18 protein-coding genes and 1 tRNA gene are annotated in these 18,693 nt (G+C 60.6%); 9 read left to right on the forward strand and 10 right to left on the reverse strand.

Translation table 11 applies throughout. From position 1 onward, the window contains the following. Positions 1-3: 3 nt before the first annotated feature. The 4 genes from HY36_RS02130 to HY36_RS02145 all read right to left on the reverse strand — a co-directional run bounded on the left by HY36_RS02130 (position 4) and on the right by HY36_RS02145 (position 3,561). Positions 4-1,428 carry a M28 family peptidase gene (locus tag HY36_RS02130; protein ID WP_051602403.1) on the reverse strand — a complete coding sequence of 475 codons (1,425 nt, stop codon included), beginning with the start codon at positions 1,426-1,428 and terminating at the stop codon, positions 4-6. 70 nt (positions 1,429-1,498) lie between these two features. Beyond that, entirely contained in the window at positions 1,499-2,101 is a 603-nt protein-coding gene (locus HY36_RS02135) for a peroxiredoxin family protein (protein WP_051602404.1), read from the reverse strand. Positions 2,102-2,187: 86 nt separating this feature from the next. Next, entirely contained in the window at positions 2,188-2,733 is a 546-nt protein-coding gene (locus HY36_RS02140) for a GNAT family N-acetyltransferase (protein ID WP_155841634.1), read from the reverse strand. 81 nt (positions 2,734-2,814) lie between these two features. Beyond that, on the reverse strand, positions 2,815-3,561 hold the full coding sequence (locus HY36_RS02145) for a Bax inhibitor-1/YccA family protein (protein WP_035547567.1): 747 nt from the start codon (positions 3,559-3,561) through the stop codon (positions 2,815-2,817). 350 nt (positions 3,562-3,911) lie between these two features. On the opposite strand from HY36_RS02145, the gene HY36_RS02150 reads away from it, so the two are divergent. The 4 genes from HY36_RS02150 (at position 3,912) to HY36_RS17565 (ending at position 7,683) form a co-directional block, all read left to right on the forward strand. Beyond that, the gene (locus HY36_RS02150) at positions 3,912-4,244 is read left to right on the forward strand and encodes a DUF2853 family protein (RefSeq protein WP_035547570.1); all 333 of its coding nucleotides are present in this window, start codon (positions 3,912-3,914) and stop codon (positions 4,242-4,244) included. A gap of 81 nt (positions 4,245-4,325) precedes the next feature. Next, positions 4,326-4,859, forward strand: coding sequence for an RNA 2',3'-cyclic phosphodiesterase (gene thpR, locus HY36_RS02155; RefSeq protein ID WP_035547572.1), 534 nt, complete (start codon positions 4,326-4,328; stop codon positions 4,857-4,859). Between the two features lie 80 nt (positions 4,860-4,939). Then, positions 4,940-6,190 (forward strand): putative DNA modification/repair radical SAM protein, encoded by a 1,251-nt coding sequence (locus HY36_RS02160; protein WP_035547574.1) that lies wholly within the window; start codon positions 4,940-4,942, stop codon positions 6,188-6,190. Then, the gene (locus HY36_RS17565; protein ID WP_051602453.1) at positions 6,187-7,683 is read left to right on the forward strand and encodes a UdgX family uracil-DNA binding protein; all 1,497 of its coding nucleotides are present in this window, start codon (positions 6,187-6,189) and stop codon (positions 7,681-7,683) included. The genes HY36_RS02160 and HY36_RS17565 overlap by 4 nt, the downstream gene beginning before the upstream one ends. Here HY36_RS17565 and HY36_RS02175 read toward each other — a convergent pair. From HY36_RS02175 to hemC, 5 genes are all read right to left on the reverse strand, one after another. Further along, positions 7,662-7,737 (reverse strand) — tRNA-Thr (locus HY36_RS02175). The two genes, HY36_RS17565 and HY36_RS02175, sit on opposite strands and share 22 nt — an antisense overlap. A 91-nt stretch (positions 7,738-7,828) precedes the next feature. Continuing rightward, positions 7,829-9,265: a heme biosynthesis protein HemY gene (locus tag HY36_RS02180; protein WP_035547583.1), complete on the reverse strand. Its 1,437-nt coding sequence runs from the start codon at positions 9,263-9,265 to the stop codon at positions 7,829-7,831. Then, on the reverse strand, positions 9,262-10,491 hold the full coding sequence (locus tag HY36_RS02185) for a COG4223 family protein (protein WP_035547586.1): 1,230 nt from the start codon (positions 10,489-10,491) through the stop codon (positions 9,262-9,264). Before HY36_RS02185 ends, HY36_RS02180 begins: the two co-directional genes overlap by 4 nt. A gap of 60 nt (positions 10,492-10,551) precedes the next feature. Continuing rightward, positions 10,552-11,280, reverse strand: coding sequence for a uroporphyrinogen-III synthase (locus HY36_RS02190; RefSeq protein WP_035547589.1), 729 nt, complete (start codon positions 11,278-11,280; stop codon positions 10,552-10,554). Then, positions 11,274-12,257: a hydroxymethylbilane synthase gene (hemC, locus tag HY36_RS02195; protein ID WP_051602405.1), complete on the reverse strand. Its 984-nt coding sequence runs from the start codon at positions 12,255-12,257 to the stop codon at positions 11,274-11,276. The genes HY36_RS02190 and hemC overlap by 7 nt, the downstream gene beginning before the upstream one ends. A 105-nt stretch (positions 12,258-12,362) precedes the next feature. Here hemC and HY36_RS02200 point away from each other — a divergent pair, with 105 nt between their 5' ends. Continuing rightward, positions 12,363-14,234, forward strand: a complete 1,872-nt coding sequence (locus HY36_RS02200) for a DUF885 domain-containing protein (protein ID WP_035547591.1) — start codon at positions 12,363-12,365, stop codon at positions 14,232-14,234. A 96-nt stretch (positions 14,235-14,330) separates the two neighbouring features. Next, on the forward strand, positions 14,331-15,515 hold the full coding sequence (locus HY36_RS02205) for an acyl-CoA dehydrogenase family protein (RefSeq protein ID WP_035547594.1): 1,185 nt from the start codon (positions 14,331-14,333) through the stop codon (positions 15,513-15,515). Positions 15,516-15,529: 14 nt separating this feature from the next. Here HY36_RS02205 and HY36_RS02210 read toward each other — a convergent pair whose 3' ends face one another. Continuing rightward, entirely contained in the window at positions 15,530-15,745 is a 216-nt protein-coding gene (locus HY36_RS02210; protein WP_035547596.1) for a DUF1674 domain-containing protein, read from the reverse strand. Between the two features lie 90 nt (positions 15,746-15,835). Here HY36_RS02210 and htpX point away from each other — a divergent pair, with 90 nt between their 5' ends. The 3 genes from htpX (at position 15,836) to HY36_RS02225 (ending at position 18,630) form a co-directional block, all read left to right on the forward strand. Further along, positions 15,836-16,732, forward strand: coding sequence for a zinc metalloprotease HtpX (gene htpX / locus HY36_RS02215; RefSeq protein ID WP_035547599.1), 897 nt, complete (start codon positions 15,836-15,838; stop codon positions 16,730-16,732). 16 nt (positions 16,733-16,748) lie between these two features. After that, the gene (locus HY36_RS02220) at positions 16,749-18,017 is read left to right on the forward strand and encodes an RsmB/NOP family class I SAM-dependent RNA methyltransferase (RefSeq protein WP_035547602.1); all 1,269 of its coding nucleotides are present in this window, start codon (positions 16,749-16,751) and stop codon (positions 18,015-18,017) included. 127 nt (positions 18,018-18,144) lie between these two features. Continuing rightward, positions 18,145-18,630 carry a glycine zipper 2TM domain-containing protein gene (locus tag HY36_RS02225; protein ID WP_155841636.1) on the forward strand — a complete coding sequence of 162 codons (486 nt, stop codon included), beginning with the start codon at positions 18,145-18,147 and terminating at the stop codon, positions 18,628-18,630. Positions 18,631-18,693: the final 63 nt, after the last annotated feature.

Genomic DNA, 18,693 nt, shown 5'->3' on the forward strand with positions numbered 1-18,693 from the left:
CGCCTATTCTGTGCCCACTGGGCTCATCGGCTCGTTTCGGAAATTCCAGCCTGTGTCGGCTGCGATATAGGTGAACGCCGCGTACACAGCCACGTTCTGGCGGAACTCCTCGGCGTCGATCTTGTCGAATGTGTCGTCTGGCGTGTGGTGATAGTCGAAATAGTCACGGCCGTCCTGACCGGGCGTTACGACTGGCACCCCTGCCCGGCGCAGCACGCCGATGTCCGGCCCGCCACCAGCGGCATTGTCACCTGGCGAAACACCCAGAGGCATCAGAACCTCTTTCATGATCGCCGCATAGGGCAAAGCAGAGTCGCCAAAATTCGTCTGGAACCGCCAGATGCGCCCTGACCCGAAATCGCTTTCAGCTGCCAGCACGTGCTGTTCGAGCTCCTCAGCATGCTGGCGGGCATATGCCGCGCCGCCGAACAGGCCGACCTCTTCTGAACCATAGAGAACCACACGGATCGTACGGCGCGGCTTGGTCGGCAGATCCGCGATCAGCTTTGCCGCACCGACAACGATGCCGCACCCGGCGCCATCGTCCAGCGCACCTGTGCCCAGATCCCAGCTATCGAGGTGGCATCCGATCAGGACGATCTCGTCTTTCAGGTCCGTTCCCTCGATTTCAGCAATCACATTTCCTGACGGCGCAGCATCGGCATACTCCACCCCGATATCCAGATTCACCGAGACAGGCCCCCGCGCGAGCAGGCGGGTCAGCTGGTCTGCATCCGGGCCGGAAAGCGCGGCTGCCGGAAGATCGCCAAGCGCGCCCTCGCGTGACATGCCGCCGGTATGGGGCATGCGACGCGGCTGGGTTCCCACAGACCGGATAAGACACGCGACACCGCCCTTTTCAGCCGCAGCCTTGGCGCAACCGCTACGCTTGCGCACGGCCAGCCCATAGCCCGCTCCATTCTGCGTCTTGTACATATGCTCGTCTATGAACGCGATCTTGCCTTTGATGGTGGCAGGGTCAGCGGCCTGCAGCTCCGCGAGCGATTCAAAACGCACAAGTTCCGCTTCCAGTCCGCCTTGCGGCGTCGCGCGGCTGCCGCCCAAGGCCGTGATGACGAGATCCTGTGCATTTGGCCCGGTAACGCGCGCACTTTCCCGCGTCCGTGCCCAGTACGGAATGGTGAAGTCTTCCACGCGCACAGCGTCAAAGCCCAGCTCCTTGAGTTCATTGATCGACCAGACACGCGCCCGCGCCTCATCAGGCGATCCGGCGAGCCTGGCGCCGATCTCCGTGGTCAGATCCTCGACGAATTTCAGGCCGACGTCATCCTGAAGGCCGGCATCGATCAGGCCTTGCGTGGTCGCGGCAATGTCTTCCGGAAGCGCAACGTCCTGCGCCAGTGATGCCTGCCCACACAGTATCCACGCGCTCGCAAGCACACTCGCAATTGCCCTGCGGTTCTTCATCGCTTTCCTCCTGCCAGTCCCACGTTGCATGAAGCTTACAAGGCAAGACGGCGCGATGAACACCCCTCTCCTAGAGTTGGGCTGCAATATGCAGCACGATCTCCATGGCGGGCCGGTCCTTGTAACTCTCTTCGCGCAGAACAGCGCGGACCGAGCGATCGGTGTCCACGAAGAAGATCGCCGGGTGCGGCACGCCATAGTAGCGAGAACCGGGAGTCATCCCCTCATTGAGGAGGTTAAAGTCCTTGATGGCCTGAGACTCCGGATCGGATGCGAATTCATAAGAAAGGCCATGCTTTTCCGAGAACTCAGCCAGCAACTCGGAATCATCATAGGAAACTGCCACGAGCGGCCATCCGAGCTCAGACAATTCTCCTGCAATTTCGTCGATCTGCTTCAGCTGTTTCTGGCAATAAGGACACCAGTCTACCGACCGGACAAACACAATTGCGGCGCCCCTCTCCCCCATCAGTTCAGGCAGGTCAGCAATGGCCCCATTCGTGCGAACCAGTTCGACATGCGGCACAGTCTGGCCGATGGCGAGGCCAACATCCGGCGTGGGGATGGCAGGCGCAGTCCCGCCTTCCTCTGCGCGCATCTCGACAGTTTCGCGCGCGCTTGCGGGTAAGGCGGTCAAAGCGATTGCGAGGCTGAGCAGAATCGTACGGATCATGGGTCGTCTCCTGAAATCTCCGATGAGGCTTAAGCGCCCGGAACGCCGCTGGCGAGACGAAATGCCCACACCTCACAGAGGCTTGATCAGGCGTGAGCGCGACGCGCCCGCCACTCATCGGCCGTTTGTCCGTAGACATCCCACATCATGCCCTCGAAAGGTGGTGGAGTCTTTTCCTTGCGCAGATACCAGCTGCCAAGGCGTTCTGCCACGCGGATGGAGCCCACATTCTCCGGCAGGATTGTGTGAATGATCTCGGTCCAACCGAGGATATCGACCACATAGTCCATCGCAGCCGACGCGCCCTCAGTGGCGTAGCCCTTCCCCCAAGCCGAGCGCGCAAGCCCCCAGCCAATCTCGGTACCGGGCCATCCAGCCGGACGCCACGGCCCAAGCCTGCCAACCCATGCACCTGTCGACTTCTCGATCACAGAGAACATGGAGAACCCTTCGATCGTCCACGCGCCCGCCATGCCGCAGACTGACCGCCAGGTCAGTTCAGGCCCCTGAACACCGCCGAGGTGCGCCATGACTTCTGGATCGGAATGGAAGGCATTCCAGGCAGGTAGATCTTCTTTGGCCGGAGGTCGCAGGACGAGACGTTCCGTCTCCAGGATTGGACCAATCGCCATGACAATCTCCCTCTGCGGCACAATGAAAAAAAGCCCCGCCTTGCAGGCGGGGCTTCATCTAAATGCGTTACGCCGATCTGACTAGTCGCGGCCCGACATGATGGCGAGCAGGAACTGGAACATGTTCACGAAATCCAGGTACAGGCTGAGTGCACCGAAAGTGGTGGCAACGGCCATTGCGCGGGCATTGCCGGCAATCTGGAAGTACATGTTCTTCAGGCGTTGCGTGTCGTAGGCGGTGAGGCCAGCAAATACGAGCAGACCGACCACGGAAATCACCATGTGGAACATGCTCGACTTGAAGATGAACATGTTCAGGACCGACGCCACGATCACGCCAATGACGCCCATGATCAGGAATACGCCGAGTCCGGAAAGGTCACGTTTGGTTGTGTAGCCGTAGAGCGACAGGCCCCCGAACGCGATGGCCGTGGTCAGGAAAGCCTTTGACACGATCAACATGCCGTCCGGCTGGCGCGCGTACACATAGACGATAGCGCCCATGCCGACACCAATCAGCGAGACGACCGACCAGTAGACGAGATTGGCCGCCGTCGGCGACGGATTCTTCATCACAAAGCCGGACAGAAGCAGGATTGCCAGCGGGGCAAACATGATGACAAGGCCGATCGGCCCGGTCAGAAGTGTGAGGGTGACGCTTTCCGGTACGAGCGCACCGAAGGCATAGGCCAGCGCCGCAGTCAGCAGCAGGCCGAGCGCCATCTTGTTGTAGACGCCCAGCATGAAGCTGCGCAGGCCCTCATTGACCGACATGTCCATCGTCTGGCCAGTCGGCCCCGGCGAATAGGCACGATTAAAGTCATTCATAGGTAGATTACCCTTTCTGTGTGATCGGCGGGGATTTCCCCGCCAAACTTACTGTGAATATGGGTGAGACCAGCGATTTTCGCAAGCTGAACCGGTAGATGACCCGAACGGGCTTTTCAGGCCTGCAAAGTCCCACCACACATCAAAAGGCCAGCGTAATTGGCAGAAACTGCTAGTAATTGATACTGTTTGATTGATTTCCGCCTAATCAAAGCTTCAAACGAGTAGTATTCGCTATTTAGTGCTGCTCTCAACTTCGTGTTGTCCATTGACTTGGTTTTGACCAAGGTTAATTTTCGTGTTCTGGCGCATTTCCAACAGTGGGGGCGCTTAGAATGAAGGGGACGTAAATGGCAGACGCATCAGAATATGCCGAAAATATCAAGAAATATGCGAACGGTTACAATCAGGCCGCCGCTGAAAAAATCGTGGGACGTTTGGGAATTGCTCTTCGCAATCGGGATAGCTCGATTGTGGCGTGCAGCGATTCTGGTGAACTGGACCGCATCCGGGAAAAGTGGTGCCGTGGCAAGCTGGGGCTGCCGCACACACAGGGCGAGTTGGACGACGCGATCAAGGCTGTTTGCGACAAGATGAGCGCTGAAGGCGGAAACAAATCCCGCGTCACGTTCTACTACCTGCTGGCCGAACATTTCGGCAAGCTGGACGCATTGGCCGGCTGATACTGCCGACAATCAATCTTCCTGGAAGCCCGGCCCGCGCGCCGGGTTTTCTTTTTGCGCAGAACAGGCTTCAACCCAGTCATGTATAGATTGTTTGCTGCCATTGCCGTCCCGGACCAGCTCCATCCCGGCTTGATGGAAACTCAGACCGGGCTTTCCGGCGCGAGCTGGCGACCGGAAGAAAATTTCCACATCACGCTCCGCTTTTTCGGAGACGTCTCGCATACGGACGCACGGGATCTCGACGAGCTGCTCGCCGCCATCTCTTGTCCGCCGTTTGAATTGTCCCTCGAAGGCATGGGCTGGTTTGGACGCCGGGAACCATCAGCGGTCTGGGCCCGTGTGCGAGAAAGTGATCCCTTGCGCGCGCTCTCTGCCAAGTGCGATCAGGCGGCACGGCGTCTCGGCCTGCCATTGGATCGTCGCCCGTTCACGCCCCATGTGACCCTCGCCTACCTGCACGGCACGCCACTGGACGAGACCCGCGCCTGGGTCGAACGTCACCACGCCTATCGCAGCGGATCCTTCTGGGTAGAAGGCTTCCACCTCTACTCCAGCCACATGGGCAACGGCCCCAGCCGATATGTCGCTGAAGCTGATTACATACTGGAGTGACCCCGCGTCGCAGCGACTGACATAGATTAGTGCAGCCAAGAAAGTTCCTGATATGTTCTCGCATCAACAGGAGCAGGATCATGGCGCGCCGTACCCTCATTCAGAAGCTGGAAATTCTCGCAGACGCGGCAAAGTACGACGCGTCATGCGCATCATCCGGATCAAGGAAACGAAACTCGGTTGGCACGAACGGGATTGGTTCAACAGAAGGCATGGGGATTTGCCACTCCTATGCCCCTGATGGTCGTTGCATATCACTGCTGAAAATTCTGCTGACGAATTTCTGCATCTTCGACTGCCGCTACTGCATCAATCGGTCGTCCTCGAACGTACAACGCGAGCGGTTTTCCGTTGAAGAAGTCGTCAAACTGACGCTCGACTTCTACAAACGCAACTATATTGAAGGGCTCTTTCTCTCCTCCGGGATTATCCGTTCGCCGAATTACACAATGGAGCAATTGCTGGAGGTGGCCCGCAGCCTTCGCGAGGATCATGGCTTTCGCGGCTATATCCACTTGAAAACGATCGCCGAGGCAGATCCGGAACTGATCCGGCTGGCCGGCAAACATGCGGACCGATTGTCGGTGAATGTGGAGCTGCCATCCGAACAGGGACTGACGCACTACGCCCCGGAGAAAAGCGGACAGACCATTCGCAAGGCGATGGCGGATATCCGCTATGAGATTGATAACGTAAAGGACGCGAAAGCCAGCCGTATCCTGAAACGCGCAAAACCTCCGGCGTTTGCGCCCGGTGGACAATCCACACAAATGATTGTCGGCGCAGATGCCTCCAGTGACGCCGACATTCTCAACTCCTCCGCCCGGCTCTATGCGGGCTATGGCCTGAAGCGCGTCTATTATTCCGCCTACAGCCCGGTTCCAGACGCCAGCGCGGACCTGCCGCCCATCCGCCCTCCCCTGATCCGGGAACACCGGCTTTACCAGGCCGATTGGATGTTCCGCTTCTATGGGTTCACGACGGCGGAAATCACATCAGTTGCGGACAATGGCATGCTGGACCTCGACGTGGACCCGAAGCTGTCCTGGGCCCTGCGGAATCGCGGCCTGTTCCCGATGGATATCAACCGGGCGAGCTATAAGGAGTTGCTACGCATCCCGGGCCTGGGCCCAACCAGTGCCAAACGCATCGTCGCCGCGCGGCGCCACACCCGGCTGACATTGGATGATCTCGGCCGAATCGTTCGCAGCCTGAAAACTGTTCGCCCCTTCATTACGGCATCCGGATGGTCACCCGGAAAGCTGACAGATACGGCGGACCTGAAGCAGCGATTCCTTCCAGCGCCCAAGCAGCTGGACCTGTTCACATGATCGCCGCCGAGTTGGAACATGAAACGGATTTCGGAGGATGGCGACGACTCGCACGCGGCCTTCTAGCCGAAGCCATTGCTCCGGATGCGGTCGACTGGAAGATACAGGGCGCACCCAGCGATCTCTTGTCCGCTGCCACATTCCAACCATCCGCCGCCAAGCCGGCATCTCCGATGCGCGTTTCAAAGCGCTTCATAGATTTGGCGCGCCGCACCATTTGTCATACCGACCCGCAGCGATTTGCCCGTCTCTATCACATTCTGTTCCGCCTGCAGGCGCGCACATTGCACATTGATCAGGTAACAGACGATGACATTCGCTGGCTCATGTCCTGCGACAAGGCGGTACGCCGGGATATCCACAAGACCCATGCCTTTGTTCGGTTCCGGGAGACGGGAACCGATCCAGATGGTCGGGAGACCTTCGCGGCGTGGTTCGAGCCGACCCATCGCACGCTGGAGCTTAGCGCGCCCTTCTTCCAGCGCCGGTTTCCAAACATGGACTGGATTATCGTCACGCCGGACCGAACCGCCTGTTGGGATGGGCGCTCACTACGCTTCAGCGAGGGTGGCCAGCGATCCGACGTTCCGCCAGATGACGCCGTGGAGGACCAATGGCGCACCTATTTCCGCTCCATCTTCAATCCGGCGCGCTTGAAGATCAGTGCGATGACATCGGAAATGCCACGAAAGTACTGGAAGAATTTGCCGGAAGCGGATTTGATCCCCGAACTGATCGCGACGGCGCCGACCCGAGCCCGCTCCATGCAGGCTCAGCCGCTCCTAGCCCCCAATCCGCTGGCCACACATCTGGACCGCCAACGCGCCGCTCAAGCCGCCCCTGCCCCGACGCTGGAAACGTTCGCCGGAATCCGCTCGGCAATCTCTGCGTGCCAGCGGTGTCCGCTCTGCAAGGACGCATCTCAAAGCGTGTCGGGCGAAGGGCCTGAAGACGCACGATTGATGATCGTGGGAGAGCAACCTGGCGATCAGGAAGACATTGCCGGACGCCCCTTGATGGGGCCTGCCGGACAATTGCTCGACACGATGCTGGCCGAAGCCGGTCTGGACAGGAGCGCGGCCTATGTCACCAATGCCGTCAAGCATTTCAAATTCACGCCGCGCGGCAAGCGACGCATGCACCAGCGGCCAAATGCCGGAGAAATCGATACGTGTCGCTGGTGGCTCGACCTGGAACGCCAGCAGGTTCAACCGGATCTGATCATCGCGCTTGGCGCAAGCGCTGCGCGAGGCGTGCTCGGTCACTCGGTCAGAATATCAGATGTGCGCGGAAAAATTCAGCCAGTCCCCGGCGGGGCATCCTTGCTCGTGACGGTCCATCCCGCCTATCTCCTCCGCCTGCCTGACGCGGACCGCGCCCTGACCGAACGCCAACATTTCGCGCAGGATCTACGAATGGCACGCTCATTTCTGGACGGCGCCGTGAAGGGAACGAATTGCAGGGAAGGAAATGGTGCCGCTAAGGTGACTTGAACACCTGACCCCCGCATTACGAATGCGATGCTCTACCAGCTGAGCTATAGCGGCTTATCCATTTATGAGCCACGCCTCATACCGAGACGGGCGGGATTTCGCAAGACGCTTTTGTAGCTGTCTCTGCTGACCGGCGCGCCGGGCGTCAGTCGTCGTCGGTTACATAGTCAAGCGGCGGCATGCGTCGCTCATCCGGGGCCTTGGGCGTGGCGACATCGTCTTCCTCGCCCGGTGCTGGCAGGGCAACGACGCGGCCTGCTTCGAGTTCTCGTCCGAAGGATTCATAGCGCGGATGTACCAGGTCCCCGACATCGCCAAAGGCATACACAAGACGGCTCCAATCTCTCTGGGAAAAGTCAAACGCCATCCCCTTCGGATCGAGGTCTGACCAGTCCGGCTCGCGCGAGGCTGAGACAGCCATCCGGCCCCAACGATCCGCCTCAGACGTATCGCCATAGCCTTTGAGCGCGCGTTCCATGAGCAGGCAGAGACGTGCTGTCGGCTTTTCCTCGACCAGCAGCGCCAGCGCCTTGATGGCAGCGGTCCAGTCAGCAGCATCCATCGACAGTTCAGCCTCAAGGATCCGGCTTTCGCGATGCTGTGGATTGGAATTGATCAGCTCCTTCAGGCGAGCCGCAATATTCTCTGGCGCGTCTTGGGGCACAAGACGGCGGGACAATTGCGCCAATGCCGGGTGCGGGCGCGCTTTCCAGCCGGTTTCCAGCACGGTCTGCGCCGATTTGGCCTTGTCATCCGTCATCAATTGACGTGCGCCATGCCAGGCTGCCGGCGAAAAGGCTGGCGCCGAGCGCAGCGCTTCGGCAAGTTCCTTTTGCGCCTCCAGCTTGCTGCCAAGCGGCAAGCCGACGGCGCGGGCCGTATGCAACACGGCGCGGCGACGTCGCAGACTGTCGCCCTTGATCAGGCCGCGCTTCTCGCCAATCGACAGGGTTTCGAGCGCCTTGGTCCATTCGCCCCGCGATACCTGGAGATCAAACAGCGAATTGAAGGGCCAGTCGGCATTGGACTTGATGCCCAGCGCTTCGCGGGCGCGTGCTTCGGCCGTTTGCTGATCGCCGCGCTCGGCCGCTGCAGTGGCAGACCCGCGCAGGCCAGCGAGTTGCCCGCCCGGAAGGCGCGTCAGCTGGCCCCAGGCGCGTTCAGCCCCGGCCCAATCATCATTCGCTTCAGCAGCGCGCGCTTCGAGCAGCAATTGCAACCGCTCATCATCGGCATGCTTGGCCGCCTTTCTGGCAAGCTTCAGAGCTGTATTGGCATCGCCTGCCTCGGCGGCGAGCAGGCCTTCCGTCAACGCAGAGTTCGCCTTGCGCGTGCGCGACACCTGGCGGTTCTTTCCTATCTTGCCGGGCAGAATGAACAGGCCGCTGACGATCCACCACACGAAGGCTATCACCCCGCCCAATATCAGCAACAGGAAGGCTGCCAGGCCCGACTGGACCGAAATCTCCTGTTCGCCATACGGGAATGTGACAGCCCCCGGCAGAGATAACGCCCACCAGGCAAATGTCGCAGCGACTGCAAACAGCAGCAGGATCAGGACAAACAGGACAATCCGGTTCATGGGGCGCTATTGTTTCCTTCAAGCAGGCGCTGTTGCAAGCTTTCGAGCGCCGTTTCCAAAGTGATGCGACGGTTTGCCTGTTCGGTCCAGTCAGCCATCTCGGACGCTGAGGCGCCGTCCAGCCGCTCGACCAGGGCAAGTGCCTCAGCGATCTCGCCTGCTGCCAGGGTCTCCTCGGCGCGCGCGAGAATCGCTTGCGGATCGCTGTCTTCACCGTCAATTCGGCGAACGCTGACTGCATCCCCGAAAGCGCGATTGAGCCAGGACAGCCCCTCTCCTCCGCCAGACAGAGCCGCCTCCGCGCGGCCTTTCGCTGCCTCAAAAGAGGTCTGCAGCTCAGCGACTGTGGGGGCACCATCATCAGCGATGGGTGTTAGCTGGCGCACAGAAGCGTCATTCGGAAACTGCGACCTCAGTGTCCGCAATTCGGGCGCAAAGCCGCCACCCCTGCGCGAGGCGGCCTCTATGGAAGATACCGCGCGCGCAATCTCTGCCGTTTGCACGGCCGCTTCCGCCGCGCCACGGGCCTTGGCCTCATCCTGCCGCATGCCTTCAATCAATCCGGCCAATTGTTCGGCATCCTGACGGCTGGAGAGTTTCGCCTCATTCAGATCATCACGTAGTTCCGCGAGCTGTGTTTCGAGTTCGATAACCCGCTCGACCTCAACGCCGTCCGGCGCTTCCTGCAATTGTTCCACCGATTGAGCCATGCGGTTCAGGCGGGTTTCGAGGCTGGCGACAGAACGCGACAAGTCCTCGGGGCTGACATCGCCCGAAGTGTCGACAGATTCCAGCGCCGCGATCCGTTGCGCTAGCTCCTGCAAGGCCTGATCGTCCACTTGACCGTCGGAAGCCGGATCGCGATCCGATAGCGCCTTAACCTCGGATGAGAGCGCCGCCAGATTGGTGCCCAGCCCATCCTGCTCCCGAATGGTTCGGGCAAGCCTGATGGAAATCTCCTCCTGACCGGCCTTCATCTCATCGAGTCGGCTTTCAACCATGCCGGGATTGGTTGAGGTATCCGCGATATAGCGTGTGCCCGCCATGCCGAGTATGCCGCCCAGTCCCGCCGCGAACAGGGACAGGATGGTTGCGCCCAGCCAGCCCGGTCCGGCAGACAAGCCACGCTTTCCACTCGCGGCCCCTTCGGGCGCTGGCTCGAAATCCGCATCTATCGGCTCGCTCGTGCCAATCGGATCGTCGTCAGGTGTGGCGTTTTCAGTCATGAATCCTGCTTTCCCTTCAGACGGGAGTTTCCGCCACATTCGCACAGACTATGGCGCCGATCAAAGCCCTTTGCTGGCCTCGCACAGCGCGGCGACAAGCGCGTCTTCATTCGGCCTGTCCGCTGCAATAATGCGGGATGCGCCAAGCGGTTTCAGCGGAGCTGCTGCGGCCTCCGAAATCGCAATCATTGTCCACGTTTCAGAGGCAAGCCCCATGGCAAGATCCACGAATGCGGTCGCCGCTTTCGCGGAGTGGATGAGCACAATCGTCTCCTCCCCTGAGCGCAAGGCATCGCTTGCCTCTTCCGAAAACGCCTGTGCGGGCACTGTCTCATACAAGGGCAAAAATCTCGCGTCGCGCCCGGCAGCCTTCAGGGTGGCCACCAAATTCCCGGCAGCGGCATCATTGGCCACATGCAGGAAGCCATCACCCTGATCTTCGGACGACAGGATCAGGCGGGCCAGATCGTCCGCATTGCCATCACCGGCGATAATCTTCTGGAATCCCGCGTCTTCAGCGGCGGCTGTGGTCGCGGGCCCGACACACCAAGCCGACACGTCAGCGACCTGCTCCGTGATCCCGCCAACAGCATCGACAAAATAGCGGACACCATTCGCACTGGTGAAAACGAGATTGTAAATTCCGCCCAGATCTGGCGCCACCGCATTCAACGGGCACAAGGTCAGCATGGGGGACAGGATCGGGCTTAGCCCCTGCTCGCGCACACGCGCGACCGTTTCGGACGCGCCCGGCTCGGCCCGCGTCACGATGACGGGGGGCTTCACCATGCGCCACCAAAGGCCGGGAGCTCTCCCCCTGCCGCATCTTTGATCTTGCCCGCAAGCTCTGCCCCGAGCGCGGCGAGCGCATCCTGCGACGTATTCTTCACGCATGATCCGCTTGCGGACCAAGTTTGCTTGCCGTCCAGCGACAGAACTTCACCCCGCATGAACCAGGTCTCGCCCTCGTCAAACGTATGCGCCGCGATAGGGGTCCGGCAACTTCCATCCAGCGCGGCCAGAAAGGCGCGCTCGATATGTGCGGCTGCCTCGGTCGGCGCGTGGTTCATCTTTGCAAAGGCCGCCGCCGCATCCTCTGGCAGGTCTTCCCGTGCCACGACACCGACGATGCCCTGTCCCGCTGCCGGTAGCATGTCGTCAAGCGGAATGGGATTGGCGAGATGTGCCATGCCGAGACGGGTCAGGCCCGCCATTGCGAGATACGTCGCGTCCGCCAGGCCGTCTTCGAGCTTGCGCATGCGTGTGGCGACATTCCCCCGGAAGGTCACGATCTCGACATCGGGGCGCTGGGCAAGTGTCTGCGCCTCCCGGCGGAGGGAGGCAGTCCCGACCCGCGCACCCTGTTTCAGGTCGGCGAGAGATTTCGCATGCGGCGACAGGAAGCCCTCGCGCGGATCTTCGCGTTCCGGAAACGCCACAAATCGCTGGCCGTCAGGCAACACAGACGGCACGTCTTTCAGGCTATGCACCGTGACATCGACCTCGCCACGATCCAGCGCCGCATCAAGTTCGCGGGTGAACAGGCCCTTGCCGCCCGCATCAATCAGCCGCTCGGTTGTCAATTGGTCGCCGGATGTCGTGAACGTCACGATCTCTCCACGCCAAGCGCCGCCGGAATGGATTTCGAGCGCCGCCGCCACTTGCCGCGCCTGCACAAGCGCCAGGGGAGATCCCCGCGTGCCGACACGGAGGACGCGCTGGTCATTGCGGGAAGTATCATCAGGAGAAATACGTGGATCAGTCATCCCCCTCCCCTAGCGCCCATAAAGGCACTTGCCAATTGACACAGCGCCGCGGAAAGGAATACCAAGTCTTATCGTTATTCGAGAAAAATTTTCCGGAGTTCCCTCATGATCAAGCAAACCGCCACCGCGATTGCCCTTGCCCTCGCGCTGACCGCGTGCGGCCCAACCACGCCAGCCGCCGAACCGGACAAGCCCGAAATCACCGCCGAGGAGATGGCCGCGAACGGGGAACGCCTGAATGCCTGGTTCGACGCCAAGTATGAAGAAGAGCTGCAATTCAGCCCGGTTGGCCTGACATTTCTCGGCCGGAAGGACAAGAATGACCAGATCGATTGCTTCACCATCGAATGCTACAAGGAGCAGCTCGCCTGGCGCGTGGCCGCGACCGAAGAGATGGAGCGCGAGTTCGACTATGACGCGCTCTCACCCGCCGACAAGATTTCCTACGACATCTGGAAGTACCAGACCGAGCAAGAAGTCGCTGGCGACGCATATCTCTACAATGGCTATGTCTTTGATCAGATGAACGGACCGCAGGGCTTTGTCCCGACCTTCCTGATTAATTTCCATTCCGTGGACTCCGTGGAAGATCTGGACGCGCTGATCACCCGGATCAGCGAAAGTGGCCGCGCCATGAACGAAGCCATTGATCTGGCGCGCGAGTCTGCTGCGCGCGGCGTGCATGCGCCGAAATTCGCCTATGAAGGCGTGATCGACCAGTCGCAGAAAGTCATCACTGGCGCGCCGTTTACAGAGGGCGAAGACAGCGCCCTATACGCGGACGTGAAGTCTGAAATTGCCAAGCTGAAAGAGTCCGGTGACCTGACCGAGGAAGAGGCGGACGCCAAGCTGGAACAAGCCCGCATTGCCCTCGTCGACTACTTCCTGCCCGCCTATGAAGCGATCATCGCCTTTGCCGAGGAAGACATGGCGAATTCGCCAGACTCCGACAAACCGGTCGGTGCGGACACGCAACCGGATGGCAAGGCATATTACAATCACCTCCTCGCCACGCAGACGACAACGAACCTGACCGCTGACGAGATCCACGAGATCGGCCTCAAGGAAGTGGCACGCATCCACGAAGAAATGGAAGCCATCAAGCAGGAAGTCGGTTTCGAAGGCACGTTGCAGGAATTCTTCACGATGCTGCGCGATTCCAAGGATGATGAGCGCTTCTACTATCCGAATACGGATGAGGGGCGTCAGGCCTATATCGACGACGCGACCCGCGACATCGAGAACATCAAGGAGAATTTGCCGGAATTCTTCGGTATCCTGCCGAAGGCCGACCTCGTCGTGAAGCGCGTGGAGCCGTTCCGTGAGCAGGATGGCGCAGCCCAGCACTACTATCCGGGCACGCCCGATGGCACACGTCCCGGCACGTATTACGCTCACCTGTCAGACATGACAGCGATGCCAAAGCGCGAACTGGAAGTGATCGCCTATCATGAGGGCATTCCGGGTCACCACATGCAGATCTCCATCGCGCAGGAACTGGAAGGCGTGCCGCAATTCCGTACCCAGGCCGGCTTCACCGCCTATATCGAAGGCTGGGCGCTTTATTCCGAATGGCTCGCCACGGAATTCCCGGACACCTACCAGAACCCCTACTCCGATTTCGGCCGACTCGGCTCTGAAATCTGGCGCGCCATCCGGCTGGTCGTGGACACCGGCCTTCACTCCAAGGGCTGGACTGAGGAAGAAGCAGTCCAATACTTCCTGAACAATACAGCCATCACAGAGGCGCAGGCCCGCTCGGAGATCCAGCGCTACATCGTGATGCCGGGACAGGCGACCAGCTACAAGATCGGCATGATGAAGCTCCAGCAGCTGCGCAAGAAGGCCGAAGACGAACTGGGCGACAAGTTCGACATCAAGGGCTTCCACGACACGGTTCTAGGTGGCGGTGCCATGCCACTGGAAATCCTCGAACGTAGGGTCGACCAGTGGATCGCGGAACAACAGGCGGCGTAATCTCCGCTGGAACCTGATCGTCCAACCGGGCGACGCGAGGGCAGGGCTTGCTTGAGGCAGGCCCTGCCCTACGCTTTTGGGCAGGGAGAAAACGCCATGAATCTAGACTTCAGCCCAGAGACCGAAACCTTTCGGCAGACGGTCCGCCGCTTCTTCGAGACCGAATTTCCGAAGGACATCATCGAGAAGAACCGCGCAGGGCTTGCCCTGACCACAACAGAAGTCCGCCGGTCCGAAATGGCGCTCGGCGCAAAGGGCTGGCTCGCCAGTGCGTGGCCGGAGGAATATGGCGGCCCCGGCTGGTCGGTCGAGGAGCAATACGTCTTTGACGAAGAACTGGAACGCGCCGGCGTGCCGACCGTCACGCCGATGGGCGTCGTCTATGTCGGCCCTGTTATCTACACATTCGGGTCTGATGCGCAGAAGGAAAAATGGCTGCCCGGCATCCGCGACGGCTCAGTCGGCTGGGCGCAAGGTTATTCCGAGCCGGGTTCGGGATCAGACCTTGCCTCTCTCCAGTTCAGCGCTGTTTTGGAGAATGGCACCTACACGCTGAACGGCCACAAGATCTGGACGTCCGCCGCGCAGCATGCGGACTGGATCTTCCTGCTCACGCGCACCTCGGATGCTGGCAAGAAGCAGGAAGGCATCACCTTCATCTGCTGTCCGATTGATGCCCCCGGTGTGACCGTGAAGCCGATCATCACAATCGATGGCAAACATGTGCTGAACGAGGTCTTCTTCGATAATATCACCGTGCCCGAAGACTATCGCATCGGCGAGGAAGGCAAAGGCTGGACCTATTCGCAATACCTGCTCGGTTTCGAGCGCACCTCCTATGCCCGCATTGGCGGCAAGCGCGCCATGCTGCGCCATGTTCGCGACATCGCCCGCGAAATGCCGGAAAATGGCAATTACCGCCTGATTGATGATCCGGGATTTGCCCGCAAGCTGACGGAAGCGGAAATGGCCGTCGATGGGCTGGAGATGACCGTGTTCCGCATATTATCCGCCCTCTCCGCAGGCGGATCACCGGGAGACGCAGCATCGACGGTAAAGATTCTGGCCACAACAACGCACCAACAGATTACGGAATTGATGCTGGATGCTGTCGGCCATTTCGGCCAGCCCTTCGGCAAGGCCGGGGATTTGCCAGATAGCCTGCCCGCATTCGCCGCGCCGGACGTCGCCACCTATTTCGGCGGCCGGGCTCAATCAATCTATGGCGGGACCAACGAGATCCAGCGCAACATCATCGCCAAGAAGGTGCTAGGCCTCTAGCGCCGGACTCGCGATCAAAAATCGTAAGCGATGCCCTTGCGTTCCCAGTCACCATACCGGGTCGGCTCGATCTTTCGGGGGCCACCGCGTTCGTCTTCCGGAAGCGCAGCGGCGTCTTCAGCCTCTTTGGCCTTTCGGGCATCGGCCTCTTCCAGGGCGCGCCGCGCCGCAGCAGGCAAAGTATTCCGGCGCGCTATTTCGGCCTCATCAAGAAAGTCTGGTGTGCTCATTTGCACTCCCCAATTCGTTAACAATCCCCATATAGATTAGTGGGAAGTTTAAACACCCCCAAGACTGAAACTACCGGAGACGTGTCACCCATGGGTACCGCAAAAACCTTCATGTTACTTGCCGCGCTGACCGCGCTGTTCATGGCGGTGGGCTATCTGGTTGGCGGCGCAATGGGCATGATCATCGCCTTTGTCGTTGCGGCGGGCATGAACATTTTTTCCTGGTGGAATGCAGACAGGATCGTGTTGCGCATGCAGGGCGCAAAAGAAGTGACGCCTGAAACCTCCTCCCCCATGTTGCGCACCTTCGCAGCGGATGTCGCCCGCATGGCAGAGCGTGCAGGCATGCCCGCGCCCCGCGTCTATGTCATCGAGACACCGCAACCGAACGCCTTTGCCACTGGCCGTAATCCGGAAAACGCCGCCGTTGCAGCAACTTCGGGACTGCTTGGTTCGCTCTCGCGCGAAGAAGTTGCCGGCGTCATGGCGCACGAACTTGCCCATGTTCAGAACCGCGACACGCTGACCATGACTGTGACGGCCACGATTGCTGGCGCCATCGGCATGCTTGCCAATTTTGCCATGTTCTTTGGCCGGGAGCGTTCGGGCCTGATCGGCTCTCTGGCGATCATGATCTTCGCACCCATGGCAGCGGCCCTCGTGCAGATGGCAATCAGCCGGTCGCGCGAATACGAGGCTGACAAGCGCGGCGCGGAAATCTGCGGAAATCCGCTCTGGCTCGCCTCAGCCCTTCAGAAGATTGAACGCGGCACACGGTCGTCCGTGAACATGGCGGCAGAGCGCAATCCGGCGATGGCGCACATGTACATCGCCAATCCGCTTAGTGGTCGCGGCGCAGATAATCTGTTCTCAACCCACCCGGCAACCGCTAACCGGATCGAGGCCCTGCGCCGCATGGCCGCCGAAATGGGCGTGAGCTCGGAAAAAGCCGAGACCCCACGCCGACAAGCCGGCCCGTGGGGCTGAAGGGAAAAGACACAGGATGAGCGGAGCCCAAACACGGCGCGCAGCAGCAGAACTGCTGATGCTGACGCTGGACAGTCGTCGAACGCTTGATGAAGCGATGGCGAAGACAGACAGTTACAATGACCTGGAAGGCCCGGATCGCGGCTTTGCGCGCGTGATGGCGAGCGCCGCGCTGCGGGAACTCGGTCGGATTGATGCTGGGCTCTCCCCTCTTCTCTCCCGCCCTCTTGAGGCAACAAGCCCCGCCATTCGCGCGCTGCTGCGCATCGGCGCGGTACAGCTCTGGCGACTGGACACACCGGCGCACGCGGCGGTGTCCGAGACCGTTGAGGCCGCCAAGGGGTGGCCGGACGCCCGCTCAGGCGGCAGCTTCCTCAATGCCGTCTTGCGCCGGGCCGCGGACACGGATCCGGGACTGGACGCCATGCCCGCAATCTCCGTCTGGCCAGACTGGTTGGCTGACCGGTTCGCGGCAGACCTCGGCGCGGAGGGCGCTGAAAGGCTCGCGGCGCATCAATTGTCAGAGGCGCCTCTTTTCCTGTCCGCGCGATCAGACCCAGCTGAAGTCGCGACGGCGACACATGGCGACCTGCTGCCGACCGGTTCTGTTCGCCTCGGGCACTCGAACGTCGAAACGCTTCCAGGCTATGACAGCGGAGACTGGTGGGTTCAGGATGCAGCCGCTGCCCTGCCTGCCCGGCTACTCGGCGCGACAGAAGACGACAAGATCATAGATCTTTGCGCGGCCCCCGGCGGCAAAACGCTACAATTGGCGACAAGCGGCGCACAGGTCACGGCAGTTGATCGCTCCAAGCCGCGATTGGAACGGCTCAGGGAAAACCTCGCACGAACCGGCCTGTCGGCCGACATCATCGCGGCAAACGCCGACGAATGGCGACCGAATGCGCCCGTCTCGAAATTGCTGCTGGATGCCCCCTGCTCGGCTCTAGGCACGCTGCGACGCCACCCGGAAGGCGCGTGGATCAAGCGCGAAGCAGAGATCGACCGTTTCCCAACCGCGCAGGCCAGATTGCTCGCCGCCGCTGCAGACATGGTCGTCTCGGGCGGGACCGTGATCTACTGCGTTTGCACGCCGCTCAAGTCTGAGGGGCTTGAGATCGTGGAAGGCGCGCTCTCGAACGGCCTCTATACGCGCCATGCGATTGAACCGGACGAAATCCCCGGCTTCGAGCACTGCCTCACCGAAGCTGGCGATCTACTGACCATTCCGAGCGAAGGCGCTGGGCATGATGCGTTCTTCATCACCAGACTGACACGCCTCTGACCCGGCCGCTTTGATGGTTTCCAATCTTTAAATTGACGCGCCACAAAAACGCCCCGCAGAGTTCATCTGCCATTCAGGGCGCTTTGTGCAAAATCGCCCCATCAAAATGTGCAAGGAGCACTCGAACATGATTACCGAATTTTCCCCCCGGAAGGTCGCTGTGGGTGCCTTTGCTGCCCTGACACTTGCGCTGACCGGATGTGCAAACAGCTATGGCGCAGGCACCGCAACCCCAGGCGCTGTCGGCCAGGCCTCGACCGTATATCAGGGCACTGTGACCTCGGTGCGCGCGGTGACGATCCAGTCTGACCGCTCCCTCATCGGCACGGCAACCGGCGCTGTTCTAGGCGGCCTCGCCGGCTCTGAACTCGGCGGTGGTGACAAGGCCCAGACGGCCGGCGCCATTGGCGGTGCCGTGATCGGCGGTATTGCCGGTAACGCAGCGGGCAAAGCGGTCGGCAAGCAACAGGGCTATGCCTACATCGTGCGGTTTTCGACGGGCGACGTGAAGGAAATCATCCAGGGCGCAGACGTCTATATCGCGCCGGGCACCCCGGTTGACATCATCGCTGGTGCCGACGGCTGGAAACTCGTTCCGGCAGCAGCCTACTAAGCCGCTTCACGCATATTCCGGCAGCCGACCGCCTTGTGCGGTTGGCTGTTCCGGCATAGGGAG

Source organism: Hyphomonas atlantica corrig. (assembly GCF_000682715.1).
Classification (GTDB): domain Bacteria; phylum Pseudomonadota; class Alphaproteobacteria; order Caulobacterales; family Hyphomonadaceae; genus Hyphomonas; species Hyphomonas atlantica.

What these genes read in the sequence shown, in the direction of transcription:
- HY36_RS02130 (WP_051602403.1), bottom strand. Translation starts at nt 1,428, where the DNA reads ATGAAGAACCGCAGGGCAATTGCGAGTGTGCTTGCGAGCGCGTGGATA.
- HY36_RS02135 (WP_051602404.1), bottom strand. Translation starts at nt 2,101, where the DNA reads ATGATCCGTACGATTCTGCTCAGCCTCGCAATCGCTTTGACCGCCTTA.
- HY36_RS02140 (WP_155841634.1), bottom strand. Translation starts at nt 2,733, where the DNA reads ATGGCGATTGGTCCAATCCTGGAGACGGAACGTCTCGTCCTGCGACCT.
- HY36_RS02145 (WP_035547567.1), bottom strand. Translation starts at nt 3,561, where the DNA reads ATGAATGACTTTAATCGTGCCTATTCGCCGGGGCCGACTGGCCAGACG.
- HY36_RS02150 (WP_035547570.1), top strand. Translation starts at nt 3,912, where the DNA reads ATGGCAGACGCATCAGAATATGCCGAAAATATCAAGAAATATGCGAAC.
- thpR (WP_035547572.1), top strand. Translation starts at nt 4,326, where the DNA reads ATGTATAGATTGTTTGCTGCCATTGCCGTCCCGGACCAGCTCCATCCC.
- HY36_RS02160 (WP_035547574.1), top strand. Translation starts at nt 4,940, where the DNA reads ATGGCGCGCCGTACCCTCATTCAGAAGCTGGAAATTCTCGCAGACGCG.
- HY36_RS17565 (WP_051602453.1), top strand. Translation starts at nt 6,187, where the DNA reads ATGATCGCCGCCGAGTTGGAACATGAAACGGATTTCGGAGGATGGCGA.
- HY36_RS02180 (WP_035547583.1), bottom strand. Translation starts at nt 9,265, where the DNA reads ATGAACCGGATTGTCCTGTTTGTCCTGATCCTGCTGCTGTTTGCAGTC.
- HY36_RS02185 (WP_035547586.1), bottom strand. Translation starts at nt 10,491, where the DNA reads ATGACTGAAAACGCCACACCTGACGACGATCCGATTGGCACGAGCGAG.
- HY36_RS02190 (WP_035547589.1), bottom strand. Translation starts at nt 11,280, where the DNA reads ATGGTGAAGCCCCCCGTCATCGTGACGCGGGCCGAGCCGGGCGCGTCC.
- hemC (WP_051602405.1), bottom strand. Translation starts at nt 12,257, where the DNA reads ATGACTGATCCACGTATTTCTCCTGATGATACTTCCCGCAATGACCAG.
- HY36_RS02200 (WP_035547591.1), top strand. Translation starts at nt 12,363, where the DNA reads ATGATCAAGCAAACCGCCACCGCGATTGCCCTTGCCCTCGCGCTGACC.
- HY36_RS02205 (WP_035547594.1), top strand. Translation starts at nt 14,331, where the DNA reads ATGAATCTAGACTTCAGCCCAGAGACCGAAACCTTTCGGCAGACGGTC.
- HY36_RS02210 (WP_035547596.1), bottom strand. Translation starts at nt 15,745, where the DNA reads ATGAGCACACCAGACTTTCTTGATGAGGCCGAAATAGCGCGCCGGAAT.
- htpX (WP_035547599.1), top strand. Translation starts at nt 15,836, where the DNA reads ATGGGTACCGCAAAAACCTTCATGTTACTTGCCGCGCTGACCGCGCTG.
- HY36_RS02220 (WP_035547602.1), top strand. Translation starts at nt 16,749, where the DNA reads ATGAGCGGAGCCCAAACACGGCGCGCAGCAGCAGAACTGCTGATGCTG.
- HY36_RS02225 (WP_155841636.1), top strand. Translation starts at nt 18,145, where the DNA reads ATGATTACCGAATTTTCCCCCCGGAAGGTCGCTGTGGGTGCCTTTGCT.